The following is a 22,351-nucleotide window of genomic DNA, read 5'->3' on the forward strand; positions in this document are numbered from 1 at the left end:
TTATGGATGCGGCGCGGCGTGGTTCAGGCCGTTTGCCGGTGTTGCGACGTGCCTTGCGCACGCTCGAAGATATTCCGCACCACGCGCCGGGCAGCGCCGGCGGCGGCTTCCTGCCAGATGCCCACGCCGCTGTGGGCGAGGCCGTCGCTGGTCAGGTGCACCCGGCCCTGGGCCTGGTTGAGCAGGCCGTAGTCCGGCTCCGCCACCTCGTGGCTGATCCAGGGGCCGAGGCTGTGGGGAATGCGGTTCCAGGCGATGGCCAGCGGCTTGCGCAGGTTCTGCCCGTGGCCGGGGTGCAGCAGCTCCACGGCCTGGCGCGACAGGGCGATCTGCTCGTCGATGCCCTTGTCGCCGAATTTGCGCGCCACCTCGCCGTTGTTGTACGCGGCGATGAGGATGCCCTCGGCCTGGTTGAAGCCGCCGCTGGGGTACCAGAGCCCGGAAGACTCCTGGTTGATAAAGGACAGCCCGCCGTAGATCTGGTAGTCGGTCTCCCAGAAGCGCCGAGACTGCCAGGCCACCTTGTTGGCGTAGCCGAACTGCACCGCCGAGATCGCCTGGCGCACCGGCGCGGTGAAGTTGGCGTCGATCTTCGCCAGCAGCGGCAACGGCAGCGCGATCACCGCGTAGTCGCTGGTCACCCGCTGCTCGCGGCCGCTGCGACGGTCCAGGTAGGCGATCTCCACGCGGTCCTCATGGTTGCGGATGGAGCGCACCTCGGCGCCCAGGCGCAGGGAGGACTGCAGGTGGCGCTGGAAGGCCGCCGGGATGCGGTCCATGCCACCCACCGGCTGGAACATGGTGGGCGAGAACTCCGGGTACTCGTCGATCATCAGCGCCGTGCCCAGGGCCGGGTTGAGCAGCGTGCGCAGCGGCAACGGCTCGTTCTTCTGCGCCAGCTGGTCGCCGGCACCGGGCCAGACCTTGTAGCCGGAACGGGCCGAGCCGAGGTATTCGAGCTTCTCCGACAGATCACCCCAGGTCTTGAGGAAGCCCAGCAGGTTGCGCCGGTCATCCGCGCTCAGTTCCTGGTCCAGGGCCTGGCGATTCACCGCCTTGGCCAGCAGCTCGGCCAGGTGGCCGCGGCTGTCGTTCACCGCCTGGCGGATCTGCATCGGCGGAGCGGAGAGGTCCGGGCGCACCAGGGCGTTGCGGCTGGTGTTGACCAACACCTCCAGCTCCACGCCCAGCTCGCGGCAGTAGCCGAGCATCAGCTGGTGGTGGCTGGGCAGGCGCGCGGGGCCGGCATTGAAGTAGAAACCCTCGTCGAACTCGGCGACCTGGGTGGTGCCGTCGGTGTACTCGACGCGATCGCCCTTGCGCAGTGTCCAGTTGCGCCCGCCGACCCGCTCGCGGGCCTCCAGCAGGGTCACAGTGAAGCCCGCCTTGCGCAGCTCGTAGGCCGCCACCAGCCCGCCGATGCCGGCACCGACCACGGTGACGCTGGCGCCCTGCCCCAGGCCGCTGGCCGGCTGCAGCGCCGCGTAATTCTCCTGGCTCGCGCCCAGGGCCGGGCTCATCACCCCGAGCATGCCCATGGCCGCCGTGGCGGCCCGGTAGCCCCCCACGGCACCGATACGGGCGATGAGCTGTCGTCTGGTCAAAGGCATTGCAGGCACTCTCCTTGATTCCCTTCCACCGGGCACGGATCGCCCGATGGCGCCCTTCCCTGGCTGCTGCCGGATATCGCATCCGGTTATCAATCAATGCTGTCGAGCTACGAAATAGCTCTATATGGAGCCATCCTATGGGGCGGAATTTGATAAGAGAAATACATTTTGAGCATATGCAAATATTAAAATGTTTCATGTTTTAAGATTCGCATACTGCACAAAACGCATAATCATCTTGAAACATCATGCCCGCACGCCACAGGGCACGGGCGGCGCGGGGTTGGCTAGGTGGGAGCTGCGGAATGGGATGGCGGCCGTAGGATGGCGTTGAGCGCAGCGATACCCATCAACACCGGCACACGCCTGCAAATTGCAGCATGGGTTTCGCCACGCTCTACCCATCCTACGGGGTCATTCCTGGCACTTCGGAATCCAAATATCTCCCTTACATGAAAGATGAAAAAATCTTTCATGTAAGTAATTGCGCGCCGACGAAAATCGCAGTAATTTGCTCGCCACACCCTTGAGGAGGAATGCAGATGCCTCGCAAGACCACGACGGACAAAGCAGGCAAGAAGACCACCGGAAGCACCGGCAAGTCTTCGGCCGACTACGTCCGGGATATGCGCAACCGGCTCCGCGAAGCGGGACTGGTGAAACGTGAGTTCTGGATCCTTCCCGAGAACGTGAACGCCCTGAAGGGCATCGAGAGAGCTTTACGGCAGCCCTTCCTGGGTGGCCGAGTCAAACTGGAGGACTACATGACCGAGAACAGCAACTGGACCCTCAGCTCGCTGCACAACGCCCTCGCCGAACTGGCCCTGGTGGCGTCTGGCGAGATCCTGCTGAGCGTCATCGACGGCGAGCAGGCCGGGCTCAGGCTGACCATGAGCGAGTACGGCGACCTGCCGATCTACCTGGCAGTCGAGGGTGACCACATCATGGTCGACGCCACCCTGGTGCCGCTTGACCTGGTGAAGGATGCAAACGAATTCAACGCGCTGGTGCTGCGTACCCGCGACCTGTTCCCGCTGTCCTCGGTCGGCGTCGAGGTTATCGACGGCCAGGAGGTGTACTCCATGTTCGGCGCCCTCAGCGCCGCCTCGTCGCTTACCGTCATCGTCCAGGAAATCTACACCCTGGCGGAAAACGTGATCCGCGCCGTCGAAGCCTTCGAAGACCACTTCAAGGCTTGACCGAATCCATTCAAGGAGAAGTTTTCATGAGTATCTGGAAGAAGATCATCACCGCCGTTCGTGGCGGCGCCTCCGAAGTCGGCGAAGCCATCGTCGACGCCAACGCCATCCGCATCCTCGAGCAGGAAATGCGTGACGCCGACCGCGCGGTGCTGCAGGCCAAGAACGGCCTGGTGGACATCAAGGCCAAGCAGAAACTGTCGCAGCAACGCCTGGAAAGCCTCAACGGCGACGTCGCCAACTGGGAAGCCAAGGCCACCTCGGCCCTGAACAAGGGCGAAGAAGGCCTGGCCCTGGAATGCGCCAACCGCATCGCCGAGATCGAGGCCCAGCGTGACCAGGAGCGCAACCAGTCCGAGCAGTTCGGCAAGCAGGCCGACCTCCTCCACGCCCAGGTCAACAAGGCCGAAGGCCAGCTCAAGAGCCTGAAGCAGCAGATCGAAATGGCCAAGGCCCGCGAAGTCGTGCAGAAGGCACGCGTCGCGACCGCCGAAGCCACCGGTGGCGCCAACGGCAAGGTGGAGTCCGCCCTGGACAGCCTCAACCGCCTGCGCCAGCGCCAGGACGAGCAGGATGCCCGTCTGGCCGCCGCCGAAGAGCTGCAGACCGCTGCCAACGGCGGTGACCTGGAGCGTCGCCTGCAGGAAGCCGGCATCGGCGCCCAGAGCGGCAGCGGCACCGATGTACTGGCCCGCTTGAAAGCCAAGCAAACCCCGGACGGATCGCAGTAGAATCCGCGCCCGGCAGGCGACCCCGGTCGCCTGCCCACCACCTACCCGCAAATGGAGTTCGGGGAACGCAGATGGAAACAGGCAAGCGACTCAGGGTCATCCTGGCACTGGCGGCGATCATGGCCGTGGTCCAGGTGCTCAATACCCTCACCGCCAACAGCCTGGTCCATCACGGCATCCTCCCGCGTACCCTTAGCGGGCTCCAGGGGTTGATCTTCGCGCCCTTCCTGCACGGTTCCTTCGCTCATCTGCTGAGCAACCTGCCACCCTTCATCATCCTCAGCTGGCTGGTGTCCACCGAGGGGCTCGGGCGCTATGTCCGCGTGGCCCTGCTGGTGAGCATCCTCGGCGGCGGCATGGTCTGGTTGTTCGCCCGCAACAGCCTGCACATCGGCGCCAGTGGCCTGATCTTCGGGCTCTGGACCTACCTGCTGGCCCGCGCCTGGTACCAGCGCAGCATCGCCAGCCTGCTGGTTGCCCTGGTGGCGCTCGCCGGCTACAGCGGCCTGGTCTTCGGCTTCATCCCCACCCCGGGGATATCGGTGGAATCGCATATCGCCGGAGCCGTCGCCGGTTGCATCGTCGCCTGGCTGATGCACTCGAAGTCGCTCCTCGAAACCGCCCACTGACCCCGCCCCCTGAACCACTCGAAAAGGATCAATGGAGTTGATTCCATGTCGCTGATCTTGCTGTTGCGGCACCAAACCTCGGCTTTCTTCCAGCGCTTCGGCTGGGCCGGCATCGGCTCGCTGCTGGCCATCCACTACCTGGCGTCCTACCTGCTCCTGGCGCTGGCCGGTGAGCAGCACCTGCTGCAAGGGCAGGACTTCACCTATTTCTATTTCACCACCGCGACGACCGTGGGCTATGGCGACCTCTCCCCCAAGAGCGCCTTCGGCAAACTCGTCACGGCACTGTGGATCATGCTGGGCGGCATCGCCCTGCTCACTGCGGTCATCGGCAAGGCATCGGCTTCGGTCGGCGAACTCTGGAGAAAGAACATGAAAGGCCTGGGCGACTACTCCAACCTCAAGGGCCACACCGTCCTCATCGGCTGGGAAGGCGAAGCCAGCGAGCGCATCGTCGAGCTGCTGTACCAGGATGAAGCTACGCGGGACGACAGCCTGGTGATCTGCGACGCGCTGATCGAGGAAAACCCTCTGCCCGGGCGCGCCTCCTTCGTCCGTGGTGATTCGCTGGACAACCCCGTGCTGCTGCGCCGCGCCGGCATCGAGAACGCCGAGCGCATCCTCGTGCACACCCGCTCCGACAGCCTGACCTTGGCCATCGTCCTCACCATCAAGGCGATCGGCACGCGCGCCCATGTGGTCGCGCACTTCAACGACTCCGAGCGCGCCGCCCTCGCCCGCCGCTACGCCCCCGAGCTGGAGTGCACCTCCAACATGGCCATCGAGATGCTGGTGCGCGCCTCCCAGGACCCGGGCTCCAGCGCCGTGGTCACCGAGCTGCTGTGCGTCGGCGACGGCGCCACCCAGTTCCGCCATGTACTGCCCGAGGGTTTCAGTGGTACCTGCGGCGAGCTGTACATCCGCCTGCGCCAGGACCACGGCGCCACCCTCATCGGCTACCGCGCCTCAGGCTCCAGCCGCTTCGAGATCAACCCCGCCAACGCGCTGGAAATCCGCGGTGGGGAAATCTTCTACATCGCCAGTGAACGCCTGGAGGAGAACGCACTATGAGCAAACTCAAGCGCTGGCTGGGCCTGGAGCCGCCGCTGCCCTCGGCCGACGCGCGCCGCCACCCCAGTGACAGCCGCCCCCTGGGGCTGGCGTCTGGCCGCATGCTCTGCCTGGACCCTTCGCTGGCGACGCTGCTCGAAGGCCAATCCCACGTCACCCTCCCCGGCGACGAGAAGATCTGGGCCGTCGGCACCATCGAGCTCGGCCAGTCCACGCGGATCAAGCGCTACTACCTGGACAATGAGGATTACTTCCTGCAGGTGATCATGAACGGCCCGCAGGACAGCGATATCGAGGCGGTGATCCTGTTCGGTTACCACCAGGTCACCCCCATCGCCAGCCGTGAGGAGCTGCTGCGCCTCGCCGGGCCCAACGCGCGCATCGGCATGCAGGTCTACGAGCTGGAGGGCGAGGAATACGGCCGCCAGTGGGGCAGCGAAGATGGCCAGACCGAACTGGTGCCCTTGCACGAATACGTCGTCAGCCCAGACGCCAGCTACGGCGTCGAGCATCAAAGCATGCTCTACGCCCGCGAGATCGGCTTGCTCAACCGGAGGGAGTTCCTGCTCTTCTCGGTGGAGGAAGACGAAGAAGGTGCCATCGCCCTGACCACCGCCGTGGGCGTGACACTGCAGATCACCGACATCCAAGTTCTCTGACCAAGGAAGATCCACCATGCTCGACGCGCTCCGCATGTCGCTCAACTCCACCGCCGTCATCGGCTTCGTCATCTACATCCTGGTCGCAGCGGCGCTGTTCGCCCTGTTCCAGTTCATCTACACCCGCGTCACCCCGCACCGCGAGTTCGCCCTCATCCGCGAAGGCAACAGCGCGGCCGCCATCGCCCTGGCGGGCTCGCTGATCGGCTTCGCCCTGCCGGCCAGCAACATCATCACCTACAGCGTCAGCGTCCTCGATTTCGTGGTCTGGGTGGTGATCGCCGCCATCGTCCAGCTGCTGGCGTTCTTCGTCACCAGCCTGGTGCTCAAGGACCTGCCCGGCCGCATCGCCCGTGGCGAACATGCCGCCGCCATCTACTCCGGCGCCGTGGCCATCAGCATCGGCCTGCTCAACTCCGCCTGCATGACCCCTTCGACCTGATCACCGGCAGCGCAAGGAGACCTTTATGAGAAAGCGCAATTCCATCCAGCTGGTGCTCGCCGGCACCCTGCCGCTGGCGTTGGCGGGGTGCAACGACCCGCAGGACACCATGCAGATCACCGCGACCAAGACGTTCAAGAACGTACAGGCCTGCGTCGCCGACAAGTTCCCCGTCGACGTCTGCTCGGACGCGTACATGACCGCCATGGCCGACCACAAGCAGATCGCCCCGACCTATGACAGCCAGGCCGCCTGCGACGCCGACTTCGTGCCCGACTACTGCCAGCCCACCTCCAACGGCCAGTTCATGCCGCGCCTGGGGGGCTTCGAGCTGTCGATGACCAACGAAGTGTCCCGCAGCACCTATGAACAGGCCGAGCAGCAGGTGGTGCAGAGCACCGGCCATAGCGACAACGGCCTGGTCACCGGCATCCTCATCGGCCAGATGATGGGCAACGGCGGCAACCACTACTATTCCCAGCCGATCTACCGCTACCGCGATGCCCGGGGTAGCTACAGCACCTCCACGCTGTCCCGGCAGATCGAACAGGGCAAGACCTTCAGCCGCTCCAACCAGGCCCGCAACAGCCCGACCTCGACCTACACCCAGCAGACCCTGGGCAAGAGCCTGAGCAGCAAAGCGAGCACCAGCGGCTCGGCGGTGGCCTCCACCATCTCCCGCGGCGGTTTCGGCTCCCAGGCCAACGCCCGCGGCGGCTGGGGTGGCAAGACCGGCGGCTCGGGATTCGGGGGCTAACACCGCTCATGAAGAAGATCAGCATCGAAGAACGCCCGGGCTGGCAGGCACAGGTCGAGGGTGAAGGCTTCCTGTTCCACACCATCGACGGCGAACGCTACTGGGACGAGCGCGGCTACTACCTGTTCACCCGTGAGCAGGTGACCCGTGATATCGAACAACCCACCCGCGAGCTGCACGAGATGTGCCTCGACGTGATCGAGCGCGTGGTGGCGAGCGAGGAGCTGCTCACCGGCCTGGCGATACCGCCGGCGTTCTTCGATCTGATCCGCACCTCCTGGCGGGAGGGGCACCCGCACCTCTACGGCCGCATGGACTTCAGCTACGACGGCACGGACCCGGCCAAGCTGCTGGAGATCAACGCCGACACGCCCACCTCCCTGCTCGAATGCGCCTCGGTGCAGTTGCTCTGGCTGGAAGACCAGATACGCCGTGGCGTGCTGCCCGCCGAGGCCGACCAGTTCAACACCCTGGCCGAGGACCTGATCCGCGCGTTCGGCACCTTCGGCAAGGAAATCCCCTTCCACTTTTCCGCCATCTCCGGCTCGGTGGAAGACCGGGGCACCACCGACTTCCTCGCGCAGATGGCGCGCCTGGCCGGCATCGACGCGCGGCACATCGACATCGAGGACATCGGCCTCACCGGCGACGGGCGCTTCGTCGACCTGCAGGGGCAGTGGATTCCCCGCCTGTTCAAGCTGCACGCCTGGGAGCACATCTTCAGCGAAGCCTTCGGCAAGGCCGTGCCGGGGTGCGACACCCAGTTCGTCGAGCCGGCCTGGAAGTCGATCATCAGCAACAAGGGCATCCTGCCGCTGCTGTGGAAATTCAACGAAGGCCACCCCAACCTGCTGCCCTCGCAAGTGGACGACGACCCGCGCGCGCCGGTACCCAAGGGCTGGGTGCGCAAACCCTTCTTCTCCCGCGAGGGCGCCAACATCGAGATCCGCACCCCGCAGGACGAAGTGGTGGTGCAGGACGGCCCCTACACCGATGCCCCCTACATCCTCCAGCAGTTCTCTCCCCTGCCCCGCTTCGGCGACAGCTACACCCTGATCGGCTCCTGGATCGTGGGCGACACCGCCTCCGGCATGGGCATCCGCGAGGACGACAGCCTGATCACCAAGGACACCAGCCGCTTCCTGCCCCACGTGGTGATGGATTGAGTTGCCGAGGCTGGCGCGCTCCCTCGTAGGATGGCGTAGAGCGAAGCGAAACCCATCAGCGACGTCAGCATGGGTTTCGTACCTCTACCCATCCTACGAAGCCAGCGCCGAGGCACTCACCGTAGGTTGGACTGAGGTACGAAGCCCAACATGACCAGGCCCAGCATCACACCGTTGGGCCTCGCTGCGCTCGGCACCAACCTACGGGCTGAAGCCCGGGCTACCGTCTCGTCACCGGCCGCCTTGAGGGCACCCGTAGGATGGCGTAGAGCGCAGCGAAACCCATCAATAACGGCAGCAGCATGGGTTTCGCGGAGCTCTACCCATCCTACGGAGCGGTTCCGGCGGCCTCGGCTGCGCCGAGCACTCGCAATAGATTTCCACCCCAGATGGCAGCGAGGTCCTGCTCGCTGTAACCGGCGGCGAGCAGGCGCTGGCTGATGCGTGGCAGGTCGCTGACGTCGCGCAGGCCTTCCACGCCGCCGCCTCCGTCCCAGTCGGCGCCGATGCCGACGTGTTGCGGGCCGACCACCTCGAGTATGTGCAGCAGGTGAGCCATGAAGTCGTCCAGGCGGGTGGGTGGCAGCGGGTAGCGGGCTTCGGTTTCGCGGATGCGCCGGGCGAGGTCGGCCACCTGCTCCGGGGAGAGGCTGGCGGCCAGGCGGAACTCGCGGTACAGCGGGCCCAGGGCCTTGTCCCGCTCCGGGTTGGGCGCACGTGGCACGAGATCGCTGGGGAAGCTGTTGACCTGCACCACCCCGCCCTTTTCCGCGAGCCTGCGCAGGCGCGCGTCATCGAGGTTGCGCGGGTGCGGGCCGATGGCCCGAGCGCCGGAGTGGGAGGCGATGACCGGGGCGCGGGACAGCAGCAGCACCTGGTCGAACACCGCATCGGAGGCATGGGATACATCGATGAGAATCCCCAGCCGATTGGCCTCCCCCACCAGTTCGCGCCCCGCCGGGCTGAGGCCGTGCCATTCCGGCAGCGCGGTGGCCGAATCGGCGAATGCGTTGTTCTGCGCGTGCACCAGGCCGAGCATGCGCAGCCCCAGGCGCCGGTAAGTGGCCAGGCGGCCGGGGTCGGCCGCCAGGGGCTCGGCGTTTTCCATGCTGATCAGCACCACGCGGCGGCCCGAGGCGACGATGGCGGGCACCTCCTCCGCCCGCGTGGCCAGGGCGAACTCACCGGGTCGCGCAGCGACCATATCGCGGATGCGGGTGATCACCGCCAGGCCGTGCTCGCTGGCCAGGGTGCGCCCCTCCGCCGTGCGCGGGCCCTGGGGCGTGAACACGGCGAAGAAGCCGCCATCCAGCCCACCCTCGCGCATGCGCGGCAGGTCGACCTGGGACAGGTCGTCGGCGTAGCGGTGGCGCTGGCTGATATCCCAGCCGGGCCGCGCCAGTTGCATGGGCGTGTCGAGGTGGCTGTCGAGTACCAGCAGCCGCTCGTGCAGCGCACGGACATCGGCCAGTACATCAGCGGCCTGGGCGCTGCTGCCGGTGAGCAGCGCCAGAGCGAACAGTGAGGGTTTGAAGGGCATGGAGCCAGGTCCTTGGCAGTTCTTGTAGGTCGGGTGAAACCCGGCGTGTTGCAGCGGCTCAACCCCAGCTGAAGCTCCGGTCCCACAACGGCGCCACGTCCAGCCGCTGCGGCAGCACGCCAGCTTCGAAGAAGGTGTCGGCCACCTCCTGCTGCGAGCGCACGGCCGCATCGTCCACCGCCTGCAGCACGCGCGGCCCGCTTTGCGCCTTGTACTGGGCGAGGAAGACCTCGCGGGGGATGCCGAGGATCTTCTCGCTCTTGGTCGCCCAGGCTTCCGGGTTGTGCTGCACCCATTGCCAGCTGCGGTATTCGCGCTGGACGTAGTCCTCGATGGCGGCGCGCTTGTCCGGGTCGGCGATGGCGCGCTGGTTGGCGGCGATCACGTAGTTGCCGGAGAGGTAGCCCTGCCCCGTGCGCAGCACCCGCGCACCGCTGCGCAGCTCGGCGAGCTGGATGAAGTAGCCGAAGGTCACCCAGACATCCAGGTTGCCGTTCTGGAAGGCGGCGAAACCGTCCTGGGGCGTCAGGGCGAAGGGCTGGATGTCGCCCAGGGTCAGGCCCTGCTCCTTGAGCGCGCGCAGCAGCATGTAGTGCGAGGAGGTGGAGCGGATGTAGCCCACGCGCTTGCCCGGTAGCTCCGCCAGGGACTGCATGGTCGAGCCCTTGGGCACCACGAAGGCCTGGTTGTTGACGTCGCCGGTGAGCACGGCGATGAGCTTCACCGGCGCCTGGTTCTTGATGCCGAAGATGGGTGGGATCTCGCTCATGGGCGCCAGGTCCAGGGTGCCGCTGATCAGCGCTTCGAAGCCGAGGTTGCCGCCGTTGAACTCGGCGTACTTCACCGCGTAGGGCGGACGTTCGATGCCCGCCTCGTCGAAGAAGGTGGGCGCCGCGCCCTTGTAGGTGGCCACGTTGAGGCCCAGGCCGTTCCAGTCCCGGGCGAAGGCCGTGGGCAGCGTGCAGGCGAGCCCGGCCAGGGCGGAATACTGGAGGAAGTGACGGCGGTTCATGAGTGCTCCTTGCAATCAGTCGAGGAAGTCGGGCTCGTCGCGCAACAGGCGGTCCCAGTACGGCTGGAAGCTGAACCAGCCGCCGAATTCGGTGCCCACCTGGCGCGCGGTGTGCTGCGCCACCTCCGGCGGGATGGGGCGCGGCGTGCCGGCGGCCTCGGCCAGCAGCTGGGCGTGGGCGGCGTTGTCCAGGGCGATGAAGCGCCACACCGCCGCTTCCACCGTGCGGCCGACGGTGAGCAGGCCGTGGTTCTGCAGGATCAGCGCGACGTTGCTCGGCCCCAGGGTGGCGGCAATGCGCGCGCCCTCGCTGGCTTCCAGCACCACGCCGGTGAAGTTGTCGAACAGCGCGTGCTTGCCGTGGAAGGCGCAGGCGTCCTGGGTCAGTGGGTCGAGCAGGCGCCCGAGGCTGGACCAGGCCTTGCCATAGAGCGAATGGGCATGGGCGGCGGCGACCACGTCCGGCCGGGCCTCGTGCAGCGCGGCATGGATGGCGAAGGCGGCGAGGTTGAGCGCGCCCTGCCCTTCGACGATTTCCCCGTGGGGGTTGACCAGCAGCAGGTCGGAGACGCGGATATGGCCGAAGTACACGCCCACCGGGTTGACCCAGAAATGATCGGGAAACTCCGGGTCGCGCACGGTGATGTGCCCGGCACCGCCCATGTCGAAACCGTGGCGGGCGAACAGGCGGAAGGAACCGGCCAGGCGCTGCTTGCGCAGCAGGCGTTCGGCCTCGATCGTGGGTTGCTGGGGGGCTCCTGCCAGCGGAACACGGTGTGGCCGTCGCGGGGCAGCGAGTAGGCCGTGGGTGGTGGGGTGCCGGTGAGTCCGGTCAGCCTGGCGGTCATGCGGTTTCTCCTTGAAGGGCCGGCGGCTCAGTAGCCACGCCCGGCTTGCACCAGGTTTTCCAGCGGTTGTCCGCTCTGGAAACGTTCGAGGTTGCGCGCCAAGAGCGCGGCGAGGTTGCGGTACACCTGCGGCGTGTTGGCCGAGGTGTGGGGGCTCAGCCGTACACGGGGATGGCTGTAGAACGGGTGCCCGGCCGGCAGCGGCTCGGGCTCGGTGACGTCGAGGCTGGCGAGCGCCAGACGCCCTTCGTCCAGGGCCTGGAGCAGCGCGGCCTGGTCCACCAGGGAGCCACGCGCGACGTTGATCAGGTGCAGCCCGGGGCGCGCCGAGGCCAGGGTTTCGCGGTTCACCACCTGTTGCGTCTCGGCGGTGGCCGGCGCGGCCAGCACCAGGTGGTCGGCGCGGGCGAACAGCTCGTGGATGTCGGCGGCGCGCTGCACGCCGTCCATGCCGAAGGGCTGCGCCGAGCGCCGCAGGGCGAGCACCTGCATGTCCAGCGCACGGGCCTTGCGCGCCAGCTCGCGGGCGATGCTGCCGAAACCGTAGAGGCCGAGGGTGCTGCCGGCGAGCGACGCCAGTGGGCGTTGCTGCCAGGCCCCGGCGTGGTCGATCCACAGCTCGGGCAATTGCTTGGCGGCGGCGAAGATGGCCGCCAGGGCGAACTCGGCGATGCTGCTGGCCGTGGCGCCCCGGGCGCTGGCCACCGGCGGGCCGTCGAGCAGCCAGCGGGGGAAGAAATCCAGCCCCGAACTCACCAGTTGCACGAAGCCCAGGCCGAAGGGCCAGCCGGGCGGCGGCTCGGCGGCGTCGCGCAAGGCCGGGTGCGGCGCGGCGAGCAGGGCCTGCACACCGGCCGGCAGCGCGCGCGGCAGGCCACGGGGCAGGTCCAGCACCTCCACGCCCGGCAGGCGCTCACGCAGCAGCGCGTTGAAGCCGGCATCCAGCTGGCTGGCGATACGCGCTGCGGTCATGCCTGGCCTCCACGGCTGGGCAAGGCGAAGGCGGCGCGCCCGGCGGCACCGAGCACGGCGTCGTTCTGTGGGGTGTGGATGCGGCTGCAAAGCACATCGCGGTAGTGCCGCTCCAGCGGGTTGCCCCGCGCCAGGGCCGGGTTGCCGATGGCTTCCACGCCCAGTTCCACGGCGGCGATGGCTTGGGTGGTGACCAGGTACTTGACCTGAGTGGCCTCGCTGGCGGGGATGCGGCCTTCGGCAGCGGCGTCGAGCAGCACGCGGTTGGAGAGCAGCAACGCGTCGATACGCCCCACCAGTTCCTGGAAGCGTGGCAGGCTGGAAAGCGGTGCGCCGAGGTTGGCCGGGGTGCGTTCGGCCAGCCAGCCCACCAGCCAGTCACGGGCCGCACGGGCGACGCCGTCGTAGATGCTGGAGAGCAGCACCGCGAGCCAGAGCACGCCGCTGGAGTCCAGTTCCGAAGGGCGCGGCTGGCTGGCGGGGAGGATGTCCACGGCGTATTCGTCGGGCACCAGAACGTCGTCGAAGACCACGTCGTGGCTGCAGGTGGCGCGCATGCCCAGGTGGTCCCAGGTTTCCTCGATGCGGATACCCGGCGTGTCGCGGTGCACCAGCCAGGTGCCGACGCGGGGCTCGGCCTCGTCGCTGCGCGCCCAGACCGACAACCAGGTGAGCCCGGGGATGCCGGTGGAGTAGATCTTCCTCCCGCTGATGCGCCAGCCCTCGGGCACACGCCGGGCGATGGTGCCGGGCAGGCCGCCACGGGCGGGGGTACCCAGGTCCGGTTCCACGCGCAGGGCATTGATCAGCGCGCCCTCTTCCACCGCCTCGCGGGCCAGTTGCAGGCGCAGGTGCTCGGGCCAGGCCTTGTTGTTCTGCAGGCGCGCGTGCTGCAGGTACTGCATCACCAGCACCAGGGCGGTGGACGGCTCGCCCCGCGCCACGGCAGCGATCACCCGACGCGCCTGGGCCAGGCTGGCCTCGCTGCCGCCGAGGCGGCGCGGCACGGTGAGGGCGATGAGGCCGTGTTCGTGCAGCCGGCGCAGGTTGGCGTGGGGGAATTCGCCGTGGCGGTCGTAATGGGCGGCGCTGGCGGCGAACTCGTCGCTGAGCTGGGCCAGCAGGTCGGCGAAGGCCGGGGAGTCGAGGTCGGGCACGCAGGCCGTCTCCTTGGCGGTTTTCAGGTCGAGGCTCATCGTTGGGCGGTCCGTGCGAGGGTGTGGACGAAGGGGCTGGCCGGCGCTTCGACGCCGAGCAGGGTGAGCAGGTGCTGGCGCAGCTCCTGGAAGCCGCGGCTGGCCACCTCCCGTGGACGCGGCAGGCGTACGGGGATCTGCTCGGCGATGCGCCCGGCCTCCAGCACGACGACGCGATCGGCCAGCAGCACCGCCTCGTCGACGTCGTGGGTGACCAGCAGCACCGAGGGCTGGTGGGTGCGCCACAGCTCGATGATCAGCTGGTGCATGCGGATGCGGGTCAGGGCATCCAGCGCGGCGAAGGGCTCGTCCAGCAGCAGCAACTCCGGCTCGCGCACCAGGGCGCGGGCCAGTGCCACGCGCTGCGCCTCGCCGCCGGACAGGGTGCCGGGCCAGGCGTCGAGGCGATGGCCCAGCCCCACTTCCTGCAAGGCGGCCAGGGCGCGGGTCTGCGGGTTGGCGCCGCGCAGGCCGAGGGCGACGTTGCGCCAGGCGCGCTTCCAGGGCATCAGCCGGGGTTCCTGGAACACCGCCGCGTGGGCCTCGGGCACTTCCAGCGTGCCGCCGTCCACCGCGTCCAGCCCGGCCAGGGCGCGCAGCAGGGTGGTCTTGCCCGAGCCGCTGCGCCCCAGCAGGGCGACGAATTCGCCGGCACCCAGCTCCAGGTCGAGGCCGTCGAGCACGGCCTGGCCGGCGAAGCGACGGGTCAGCCCGCGCACGCGCACCGGCGGGCGCAGGCGTTGCAGCGCAACATCCATGATCAGTTCCTTATGAAGGTGGGGCGCCAGGCCAGGGCCAGGCGTTCGAGCAGGCGCACCAGGGCGTCGATGGACAGGCCCAGCACGCTGTAGACAATGAGGCAGATGACGATCACGTCGGTGCGCATGAAGTCGCGGGCGTCGTTGACCAGGTAGCCGAGACCGGCGCTGGCGTTGATCTGCTCCACCACCACCAGGCCCAGCCAGCTGATGCCGAAGGCGTAGCGCAGGCCGACGAAGAAGGACGGCAAGGCGCCGGGGAGGATGACGTGGGCCACCAGCTCCAGGCGGCTGAGCCCGAACATGCGCCCGGCCTCCACCAGCTTGGGGTCGACGCCACGGATGCCGGAGAACAGTGTGAGGTAGACCGGGAAGGTGGTGCCGAGGGCGATCAGGGCGATCTTCGGTGTCTCACCCACGCCGAACCAGAGGATGAACAGCGGCACGATGGCCAGGAACGGCAGCGTGCGCAGCATCTGCACCGGGGAGTCGATGATCAGCTCGCCGCGCCGCGACAGGCCGGCCAGCAGGGCCAGCACGGTGCCGAGGGACACGCCTATGGCCAGCCCGCTGAGGGCGCGCTTGAGGGACACCCCGAGGTGCCCGGCCAGCTCGCCGCTGGCGATCATCTGCCAGAGGGTGTCGCCGATGGCGCTGGGTGCGGCGATGATGCGCGCCGGCAGCAACCCCGTGCGGGAGGCCAGCTCCCAGAGCAGGAGCAGCACCAGCGGGCTGACCAGGCGCAGGCCGAGGTTGCTCCAGCCCTTCCAGCGCAGGGGCGCCAGCAGGGCCGTCAGTGTGGTGCCCGGGGCACCAGGGCGTTGCTTCGCCGGGACATTCCTTCTCCTCGCTCAGGGCCTTTCCAATGGTCGGGGGCCGCAGGCGGGAGATTGGATCGAGCCCGCTGCAGCCTGGCTTGACCCACATGCTATCCATCTAAAAAACCGCAGTGAAATTCGATCTGGTTCTAATCTAATATACAAATTGCGCATCTAACCTATGCAGTTACATGCAAGATGCTTTGGTTATGAGCCTGCCGCAGCCCCTTCCTCCGCCTGGTGCGCCACGCGCTGGGCCACGGTCTCGCCGAACAGCCCCACCGGCGCTTGCAGGTTGCCGAGGAAGCGCGGGTGGATCAGCCACAGGTCGATCACCGGCTTGAAGTCGCTCACCGGCACCACTTCCAGGCGCTCGCGGTGGCGGCTGTTCTCCAGCAGCGGGCGCGGTACCAGGCCGAAGCCCAGGCCATTGGCGATCAGGCCCAGTTGCAGCTCGGTGCCGAAGGTCTCCAGGTTAATGCGCAGCGACAGCCCCTCGTCGCTCAGGGCGCGTTGCAGGCCGGCGCGGAAGCCGCAGCCATCGGGGTTCAGCACCCAACCGCGCTGGTAGCAGTCGGCAAGCTTGCAGGAGCGCTTGCGCACCTCGCCCTTGGCCGCGACCACCACCAGGTCCATGCGCGCCAGGGAGCGCCCGACGATGCCCTCGGGGAACACCTTGCCCGCCGGGAACAACGCCGCCACGGCGTCCAGCTCGCCGTTCTCCATCTTGCCCAGCAGGTGGCTGCCCCAGCCGGTGGAGACCTGGGTCTGCAGGTCCGGATACAGGGCCTTGAGCTGGCTGAGGGCATCCAGCAGCACCACGTCGCCGATGGTCTGCGGCACCCCCAGGCGCAGCGCGCCGCTGGGGGAGGAATCGCTCAGCACCAGTTCGCGCAGGGCGTCCATCTCGCGCAGCACCGAGCGGCACTGCTCGTACACGCGCATGCCCATGGGTGTGGGCTTCAGCGGCTTGGTGTTGCGGTCCAGCAGGCTGACGCCGAGGGCCTCCTCGAAGTTCTGCACGCGCCGGGTGATGGCCGGCTGGGTGAGCTGCAGGGACTCCGCCGCCTGACTGATCGACTGGCTGCGGATGACGGCCACGAATGCATCGATATCATCTATCTTCATTCTTTATTCGCATAATAAATGGCTGGAAGAATACGCAAGAAGAATAATATCTTTTGCCCCGGCACGGTAGCGGTTACCGCTGCGCACTCACGGACATCGAGGGAACCATGTCTCAAACGCCCAACCTCGGACGGCTACGCGGCTTCATCGTCGACCTCGCCGACCTCCTCGCCCAGGCACCGGACGAGCCACGGATACTCGACCAGGGCGCCGCGCTGCTGCGCGACCTGGTGAGCACCGACGACTGGCTGCCGGACGCCTACGCCCAGCCCAGCCCGGAGCGCTACCAGCAGTACCTGCTGCACGCCGACTCGCGCCAGGCCTTCTCCATCGTCAGCTTCGTGTGGGGGCCCGGCCAATCGACCCCGGTGCACGACCACCGCACCTGGGGGCTGATCGGCATGCTGCGCGGCGCCGAGCTCAGCCAGGGCTTCTCCCGCAACGCCGACGGCAGCCTGCGGCCCCAGGGCGCGGCGGAATCTCTGCAGCCCGGCGATGTGGTCGCCGTGTCGCCCCGGGTGGGCGACATCCACCAGGTGCGCAACGCCTTCGAGAACCGCACCTCCATCAGCATCCACGTGTACGGCGCCAACATCGGCGCGGTGCGCCGCGCCGTCTATGCCGAGGGCGGCGTCGAGAAGCCCTTCATCTCCGGTTATTCCAACCTCCACCTGCCCAATATCTGGGACCTGTCGAAAGAGAGCCTGGCACCATGAGCCGTATCCCCAGCCGCAGTTTCGCCGCCATCCGTTCCGCCCTCCTGGCCGCCGAGGAAGTCGCCCTCATCGACCTGCGTGAGGAAGCCCCCTTCGCCGAGGCGCACCCGCTGTTCGCGGCCAATATCCCGCTGTCCAAGCTCGAACTGGAAGTGCTCGACCGCGTACCCCGCCGCGACACCGCCGTGACCCTCTACGACGACGGCGAAGGCCTGGCCCAGCGCGCCGCCGAGCGCTTGCTGCAACTGGGCTACAGCAACGTGGCCCTGCTGGAAGGCGGCCTCGCCGGCTGGCGCGAGGCCGGCGGCGAGTTGTTCCGCGACGTCAACGTACCCAGCAAGGCCTTCGGCGAACTGGTGGAAAGCCAGCGCCACACGCCCTCCCTCGCCGCCGAAGAGGTGAAGGCGCTGCTGGACGCCAAGGCCGACGTGGTGGTGCTCGACGCCCGCCGCTTCGACGAATACCAGACCATGAACATCCCCGGCTCCATCAGCGTGCCCGGCGCCGAACTGGTGCTGCGCGTGCGCGAACTGGCGCCGGACCCAGCCACCCAGGTGATCGTCAACTGCGCCGGGCGCACCCGCAGCATCATCGGCACCCAATCCCTGGTGAACGCCGGCATCCCCAACCCGGTGGCCGCCCTGCGCAACGGCACCATCGGCTGGACCCTCGCCGGGCAGACGCTGGAGCATGGCCAGCAGCGGCGCTTCGCCGAGGTCGGCCAGGCCACCCACGAACAAGCCGCACAGAACGCCCGCGCCGTGGCCGACAAGGCCGGTGTGCGCCGCGCCGGCCTCACACAGCTGCACGACTGTCGCGCCGAGGCCGGCCGCACCACCTACCTGTTCGACGTGCGCACCGAAGAGGAATACCGCGCCGGCCACCTGCCCGGCGCGCGCTGGGTCGCCGGTGGACAACTGGTGCAGGAGACCGACCACTACGCCAGCGTGCGCGGCGCGCGCATCGTCCTCGCCGACGACGACGGCACCCGCGCCAACATGACCGGCTCCTGGCTGGCGCAACTGGGTTGGGAGGTGCATGTGCTCGACGGGCTCGCCGCGTCGGACTTCAGCGAAAGCGGCGCCTGGCGCCCCGCCCTGCCCGCCCTGCCCCAGGTCGAAGCCATCGCCCCGCAGACCCTGGCCACCTGGCTGGAGCAAGGCGACACGGCAGTGCTCGACTTCACCACCAGCGCCAACCACGTCAAACGCCACATCCCCGGCGCCCGCTGGGTACTGCGCGCCCAACTGCGTGAAGCCCTCGCCGCTGCCCCCAAGGCCGAACGCTACGTACTCACCTGCGGCAGCGGCCTGCTGGCCCGCTTCGCCGTGGACGAAGTCGCCGCCCTCACCGGCAAACCCGCCTTCCTGCTCGACGGCGGCAACACCGCCTGGGCCGACGCCGGCCTGCCGGTGGAAGCCGGCGAAAACGGCCTGCTGTCACCCCGCATCGACCGCTACCGCCGCCCGTACGAAGGCACCGACAACCCGCGCGAGGCCATGCAGGCCTACCTTGATTGGGAGTTTGGGTTGGTGGAGCAGTTGGGGCGGGATGGGACGAGTGGGTTCTTTGTGGTTTGAGAGAGGATGCTGAGTGCCTGCTCTCTGCCAGGAGCAGGCACTCACGTCAGATCGATCTGACGCTAACGATTCAGCTAAGTTGCCGGTAATTGGACTGAGCGTTTTGAACGCGATCAGACAGTGCGCTTTGCTTGCTTGAACGTGACTTCGGGGAGACCAAGCCTCTCCCCACTGGGAAGTTGAATATCCAGAATATGTTGCTCCCAGCGGATAACTACCCCGCCAAGAGACATGAACTCGACAAGGCACGTATAAGGATTTTGCCTGTCACTGTGCAGTTGCGCCCAAGCATCCTCAGAGAGCTGCGCCCGCTGCAAAGGTGTTTCCATTTCCTTTAGTGGGTCATCTCCAACCCAAAATCCGAACAATCCGATACGTGCTCTTCTCCAAACAATATTCGCGTCAGCAAAACGTGCCGCGGCCTCTCGGATTAGCTTGGATGCATCACCGGCTGTCATGTAGACCCCATCCTTGTGGGCGGCTGCAGCATAGAGTCACTCCCCATTACCCTGACGCGCCCCTTGCCTGCCTATAGCCATCCAGCAACTCTCTCTTGCCTTCCCAAGCAGACTTATCACTCTGACGCCTCGTATGTGTAGTTCTCGGCGATGATTCGGGTTGCAAAACCTACAAGAACCGCAGAACTGAACATCAGGACGAAAATCCAGGGCCATAGGAATCTGTACCAATTGTCATGTTTCAGATTCAACAGAGCCATGACCAGCGAGATTAGAGCAATGAGCCCGTACCCATTGATTGAAATGAAAAAAATGATAATGAAAAGAAAAGATGACTTGTGCCATGGGGTTTCCAGCACAGGATTCTTTGGTTCTTCTTTCATGAGGGCACTTGTATGTGGCGGAATTTGTTCCGCTCTCCTGTTGATTGAGTTCTAGTTTTTGCACAGGCCTGTTGCCGATCATCTAGTCATTGCGACACATAACCTCTTCAGCCCCCACCTTCAGTGCAGTGATCCCCTCCCGAGGCGGCAGGTTGCTCGGCACATTCACATCCCAGGCCAGACCAAGACGCTGGAGCAGTTGGATGAAGTGCCAGCCCAGGTCGATCTGCCCGGGATACAGCCCATGGCGCGCTGAAGCCGGGAATGCGTGGTGATTGTTGTGCCAGCTCTCGCCAAAGGTGGGGATGGCGGCGATGGGCACGTCATGGGCCTGCACGCCGGCGCCATCCACCTCCCAGGTCTGGGGGCCCCGGGTGTGAGCGAAGTAGGAAATGAACCAGTGCATGGTGGTGCAGGCTGCCACCCGGACCGACACGCCCCACACCAGCCACGGCATGCCACCGATCAGGTAAAGAGCGATGCCGATGGGAAGCTGCTGGAGCATCCAGGTCTTTTCCAGGAACTGGTAGAAGCGATCGTTGGCGATCTCCGGCCCCGGATTGAAGCCCGGCGGATGATCGAGCACGAACTTGCAGTGCAGGTTGTACCAGGCGTCCTTGAGCAATCCCTGGCGGTGGGCGAGGTAGTCGTGGCAAGCCGGCTGCCGCTGGGACCAATCGCGGGTGTCATGGGTACGGATGGTCCAGAACGGGCCGCCGATACCGACGATGGTTCCCATCCACACGAGGAAGCGTTCCGTGGCCTTCGAGCACTTGAAGCTGCGGTGAATCAGCCGCCGGTGGAACCCCACCGAGTGCCCCGCGCAGAGAGTTGCCGCACTGAGCAGCAGGAAGACCAGAAACGCGCCCCAGCTGAAATAGAGCGGTGCCAGCACCAAGGCGCTGGTGAAGATGAAGCTGTTCCAGAGCGACCGCCATGTGTCCCAGACGATGGTGCCCGTCAGCGGGCTGGCCCCGTTGTCCAGTACCAGGGAGTTGACCTTGAACGCGCCGGAGGCAGCACCTGCGTGAGTGGACATCAGAAGATCTCCGATAGGACAAAGGCGATACCCAGCAGGGGCAGCGCGATCAAGCTTGCCGAGCAGGCAACCAGGGCCAGGTATTCGAGGTAATGCCGAGGCGTCGCGGCTACGGGAGCGGAAGGCAGTATCTCGGCGCGGACGTCCGCCACCCTCCTCTCAAGCAGTTCCGGATAGGCGTACCCCTGGTACAGCGTCCGGCTGTACTTGCCACGCACGAACGCCGAGAAGCTGCGCCTGGGTACGACACAGGCCCCCATGCTCACCAACGGCAGGCAGAACAGTGTGCTGAGTGGGTTGGGGTAACGGCCTGCGGCGAATTCCCAGGCAGCCATCTCGAACTCGCCGGTTGGCCGGAATGGATAGCCGGTGAGGACGTGGTGGATGTCATGGAGCGGCAGCGCCCGACGGCGCCACTCGAAATTCGGCAGATAAACCTTGAGGTCGCGGCAGCCCACGGGTGACCAGCGCTCGGCGCTGACGCCGCCATCGATTGGGAAGCCATGGCAGGTATAGAACTGTGCGACGGCTTCTTTCAACGAAGCATTCGGATCGACTTCCATATCACCTGACTCCTTTCAGGTTCGCCGTGTCGTTGCGGGCTTCGTGGGCACGAAGCTTGTGCCGTCGGCTGCGCCATTCTTTACGCGGCGCCCGTATGGATCAACTGGGTGACTGAAGAAATTTCAGCGTCGATTTGGGCGGCAAGCTCAAGCAAGCACCTGCCTGGTACCTGCTTCATGGGCCGACTCGATCAAAGCGCTCTACGACGTGAGTCCTTGCCGTATCGCCTGCCCCGTTTGGGGCCTCAAACCTCTTTCCCATACGGGCTGGGCAGATCGTTGCGTTCGAGCAGGTATTCCATCGAGTTGTTGATCGCCCAAACCAGAAGCGCATCCAGCGTCATATCGAGGGGCTGGCCCTTCAGCAGCGGTTCGAGCCGCTGCACGGTGCCGGGATAGTCTTCGGTGTGGAAGCGGAATCGCCCGCAGTTGCCATGGCGGTCCACCAGGAGATAGGTGCAGTAGTGGTCATCGTCCGACCAGCGCCCGAAGCAGAAGTAGTTGGCGCTTAGGTGCGCGATCTGCTCCTTCGACAACTCCTCCTCGACGAAGTAATCGCCGAAGTTCCAGGCGATCGCCGGGCAGAACGCGTGCAGGCATTGGTAGGAGGTCGAGGTCGAACGCCCGTAGATTTCGAGAATGCGACGGTCACCCCAGCGGCCGCGATCCGCAATGACGTCGTAGATGGCGAAGCGCTTCCTGAATAGCGCCTTCAACGCTTCCGGCATCGCGAACGCATGCTGCGTCTCGGCGCTCAGCAGGTCCTCGTCGGATACAGCGCCCGACCATTCGAACAGCGTGCCGTCCTGGAAGTACTCGTCGAAGTACAGCTCATAGGTTTCCCCCTCCTCGTCGTAGAACGCATGCAGGCTCCGGCAGAACGACTCGAAACGGTTGAGGGCCTCAGGCCAGGTCTCGTCCGCACCACCACGGAGATGGTCGCCATAGCTGTTTTCACCAGCGGGTTTGGGCTGGATGACGAGGATGCCTTTGAGTTTTTTGAACACGATGGGGGCCTGACGAGCGATCTGGAGGGCCCGTGTAAATTAAATGAAAAGGGTCTTGTCTGGTGAGGC

At 66.4% G+C, this 22,351-nt stretch carries 23 protein-coding genes; 10 read left to right on the forward strand and 13 right to left on the reverse strand.

The annotated features are described in order from the left end of the window. Window positions 1-23: 23 nt before the first annotated feature. Window positions 24-1,610 (reverse strand): flavin monoamine oxidase family protein, encoded by a 1,587-nt coding sequence (locus PSm6_RS25660; protein ID WP_265168611.1) that lies wholly within the window; start codon window positions 1,608-1,610, stop codon window positions 24-26. 542 nt (window positions 1,611-2,152) lie between these two features. Here PSm6_RS25660 and PSm6_RS25665 point away from each other — a divergent pair. The 8 genes from PSm6_RS25665 (at window position 2,153) to PSm6_RS25700 (ending at window position 8,264) form a co-directional block, all read left to right on the forward strand. After that, complete coding sequence (locus PSm6_RS25665; RefSeq protein ID WP_031288674.1) at window positions 2,153-2,809, forward strand: YjfI family protein; 657 nt, start codon at window positions 2,153-2,155, stop codon at window positions 2,807-2,809. Window positions 2,810-2,835: 26 nt separating this feature from the next. Beyond that, entirely contained in the window at window positions 2,836-3,540 is a 705-nt protein-coding gene (locus PSm6_RS25670) for a PspA/IM30 family protein (protein ID WP_265168613.1), read from the forward strand. A gap of 71 nt (window positions 3,541-3,611) precedes the next feature. Then, window positions 3,612-4,169, forward strand: a complete 558-nt coding sequence (locus tag PSm6_RS25675) for a rhomboid family intramembrane serine protease (RefSeq protein ID WP_021221890.1) — start codon at window positions 3,612-3,614, stop codon at window positions 4,167-4,169. A gap of 45 nt (window positions 4,170-4,214) precedes the next feature. Beyond that, entirely contained in the window at window positions 4,215-5,240 is a 1,026-nt protein-coding gene (locus tag PSm6_RS25680) for an ion channel (protein WP_265168615.1), read from the forward strand. Further along, window positions 5,237-5,899 (forward strand): DUF2491 family protein, encoded by a 663-nt coding sequence (locus PSm6_RS25685; protein WP_021221888.1) that lies wholly within the window; start codon window positions 5,237-5,239, stop codon window positions 5,897-5,899. The genes PSm6_RS25680 and PSm6_RS25685 overlap by 4 nt, the downstream gene beginning before the upstream one ends. A 16-nt stretch (window positions 5,900-5,915) precedes the next feature. After that, entirely contained in the window at window positions 5,916-6,341 is a 426-nt protein-coding gene (locus PSm6_RS25690) for a DUF350 domain-containing protein (RefSeq protein ID WP_021221887.1), read from the forward strand. A gap of 25 nt (window positions 6,342-6,366) precedes the next feature. Further along, a complete protein-coding gene (locus PSm6_RS25695; RefSeq protein ID WP_021221886.1) occupies window positions 6,367-7,098 on the forward strand; it encodes a DUF1190 domain-containing protein in 732 nt (243 codons plus the stop codon). A gap of 8 nt (window positions 7,099-7,106) precedes the next feature. Beyond that, on the forward strand, window positions 7,107-8,264 hold the full coding sequence (locus PSm6_RS25700; protein ID WP_265168618.1) for a glutathionylspermidine synthase family protein: 1,158 nt from the start codon (window positions 7,107-7,109) through the stop codon (window positions 8,262-8,264). Window positions 8,265-8,592: 328 nt separating this feature from the next. Here the strand turns inward: PSm6_RS25700 and PSm6_RS25705 are convergent, their stop codons facing one another. From PSm6_RS25705 to PSm6_RS25740, 8 genes are all read right to left on the reverse strand, one after another. Then, window positions 8,593-9,804 carry a dipeptidase gene (locus PSm6_RS25705; protein ID WP_265168621.1) on the reverse strand — a complete coding sequence of 404 codons (1,212 nt, stop codon included), beginning with the start codon at window positions 9,802-9,804 and terminating at the stop codon, window positions 8,593-8,595. A gap of 58 nt (window positions 9,805-9,862) precedes the next feature. Next, window positions 9,863-10,816, reverse strand: coding sequence for an ABC transporter substrate-binding protein (locus PSm6_RS25710; protein WP_265168623.1), 954 nt, complete (start codon window positions 10,814-10,816; stop codon window positions 9,863-9,865). 15 nt (window positions 10,817-10,831) lie between these two features. Then, window positions 10,832-11,695, reverse strand: coding sequence for a class II aldolase/adducin family protein (locus PSm6_RS25715; protein WP_265170573.1), 864 nt, complete (start codon window positions 11,693-11,695; stop codon window positions 10,832-10,834). Beyond that, a complete protein-coding gene (locus PSm6_RS25720) occupies window positions 11,692-12,636 on the reverse strand; it encodes a D-isomer specific 2-hydroxyacid dehydrogenase family protein (protein ID WP_265168625.1) in 945 nt (314 codons plus the stop codon). The genes PSm6_RS25715 and PSm6_RS25720 overlap by 4 nt, the downstream gene beginning before the upstream one ends. Beyond that, entirely contained in the window at window positions 12,633-13,832 is a 1,200-nt protein-coding gene (locus PSm6_RS25725) for an acyl-CoA dehydrogenase family protein (protein ID WP_265168627.1), read from the reverse strand. The genes PSm6_RS25720 and PSm6_RS25725 overlap by 4 nt, the downstream gene beginning before the upstream one ends. Continuing rightward, window positions 13,829-14,590 (reverse strand): ABC transporter ATP-binding protein, encoded by a 762-nt coding sequence (locus PSm6_RS25730; protein WP_044402864.1) that lies wholly within the window; start codon window positions 14,588-14,590, stop codon window positions 13,829-13,831. Before PSm6_RS25730 ends, PSm6_RS25725 begins: the two co-directional genes overlap by 4 nt. A 2-nt stretch (window positions 14,591-14,592) precedes the next feature. After that, a complete protein-coding gene (locus PSm6_RS25735) occupies window positions 14,593-15,387 on the reverse strand; it encodes an ABC transporter permease subunit (protein WP_371877159.1) in 795 nt (264 codons plus the stop codon). Window positions 15,388-15,615: 228 nt separating this feature from the next. After that, window positions 15,616-16,536, reverse strand: coding sequence for a LysR family transcriptional regulator (locus PSm6_RS25740; protein ID WP_043246748.1), 921 nt, complete (start codon window positions 16,534-16,536; stop codon window positions 15,616-15,618). Between the two features lie 107 nt (window positions 16,537-16,643). Between PSm6_RS25740 and PSm6_RS25745 the strand changes: the two genes are divergently transcribed. Then, a complete protein-coding gene (locus PSm6_RS25745) occupies window positions 16,644-17,252 on the forward strand; it encodes a cysteine dioxygenase family protein (protein WP_043246749.1) in 609 nt (202 codons plus the stop codon). Next, window positions 17,249-18,832: a rhodanese-related sulfurtransferase gene (locus PSm6_RS25750; RefSeq protein ID WP_265168629.1), complete on the forward strand. Its 1,584-nt coding sequence runs from the start codon at window positions 17,249-17,251 to the stop codon at window positions 18,830-18,832. Before PSm6_RS25745 ends, PSm6_RS25750 begins: the two co-directional genes overlap by 4 nt. Window positions 18,833-18,945: 113 nt before the next feature. On the opposite strand, the gene PSm6_RS25755 is transcribed toward PSm6_RS25750, so the two are convergent. The 4 genes from PSm6_RS25755 to PSm6_RS25770 form a co-directional block, all read right to left on the reverse strand. Beyond that, on the reverse strand, window positions 18,946-19,290 hold the full coding sequence (locus PSm6_RS25755) for a hypothetical protein (RefSeq protein ID WP_265168630.1): 345 nt from the start codon (window positions 19,288-19,290) through the stop codon (window positions 18,946-18,948). A 465-nt stretch (window positions 19,291-19,755) separates the two neighbouring features. Continuing rightward, a complete protein-coding gene (locus PSm6_RS25760) occupies window positions 19,756-20,712 on the reverse strand; it encodes an acyl-CoA desaturase (RefSeq protein ID WP_265168631.1) in 957 nt (318 codons plus the stop codon). Beyond that, window positions 20,712-21,275, reverse strand: coding sequence for a hypothetical protein (locus PSm6_RS25765; protein WP_265168632.1), 564 nt, complete (start codon window positions 21,273-21,275; stop codon window positions 20,712-20,714). The genes PSm6_RS25760 and PSm6_RS25765 overlap by 1 nt, the downstream gene beginning before the upstream one ends. 245 nt (window positions 21,276-21,520) lie before the next feature. After that, a complete protein-coding gene (locus tag PSm6_RS25770; RefSeq protein WP_265168633.1) occupies window positions 21,521-22,282 on the reverse strand; it encodes a hypothetical protein in 762 nt (253 codons plus the stop codon). Window positions 22,283-22,351 lie beyond the last annotated feature (69 nt).

Source organism: Pseudomonas solani (assembly GCF_026072635.1).
Taxonomy (GTDB): domain Bacteria; phylum Pseudomonadota; class Gammaproteobacteria; order Pseudomonadales; family Pseudomonadaceae; genus Metapseudomonas; species Metapseudomonas solani.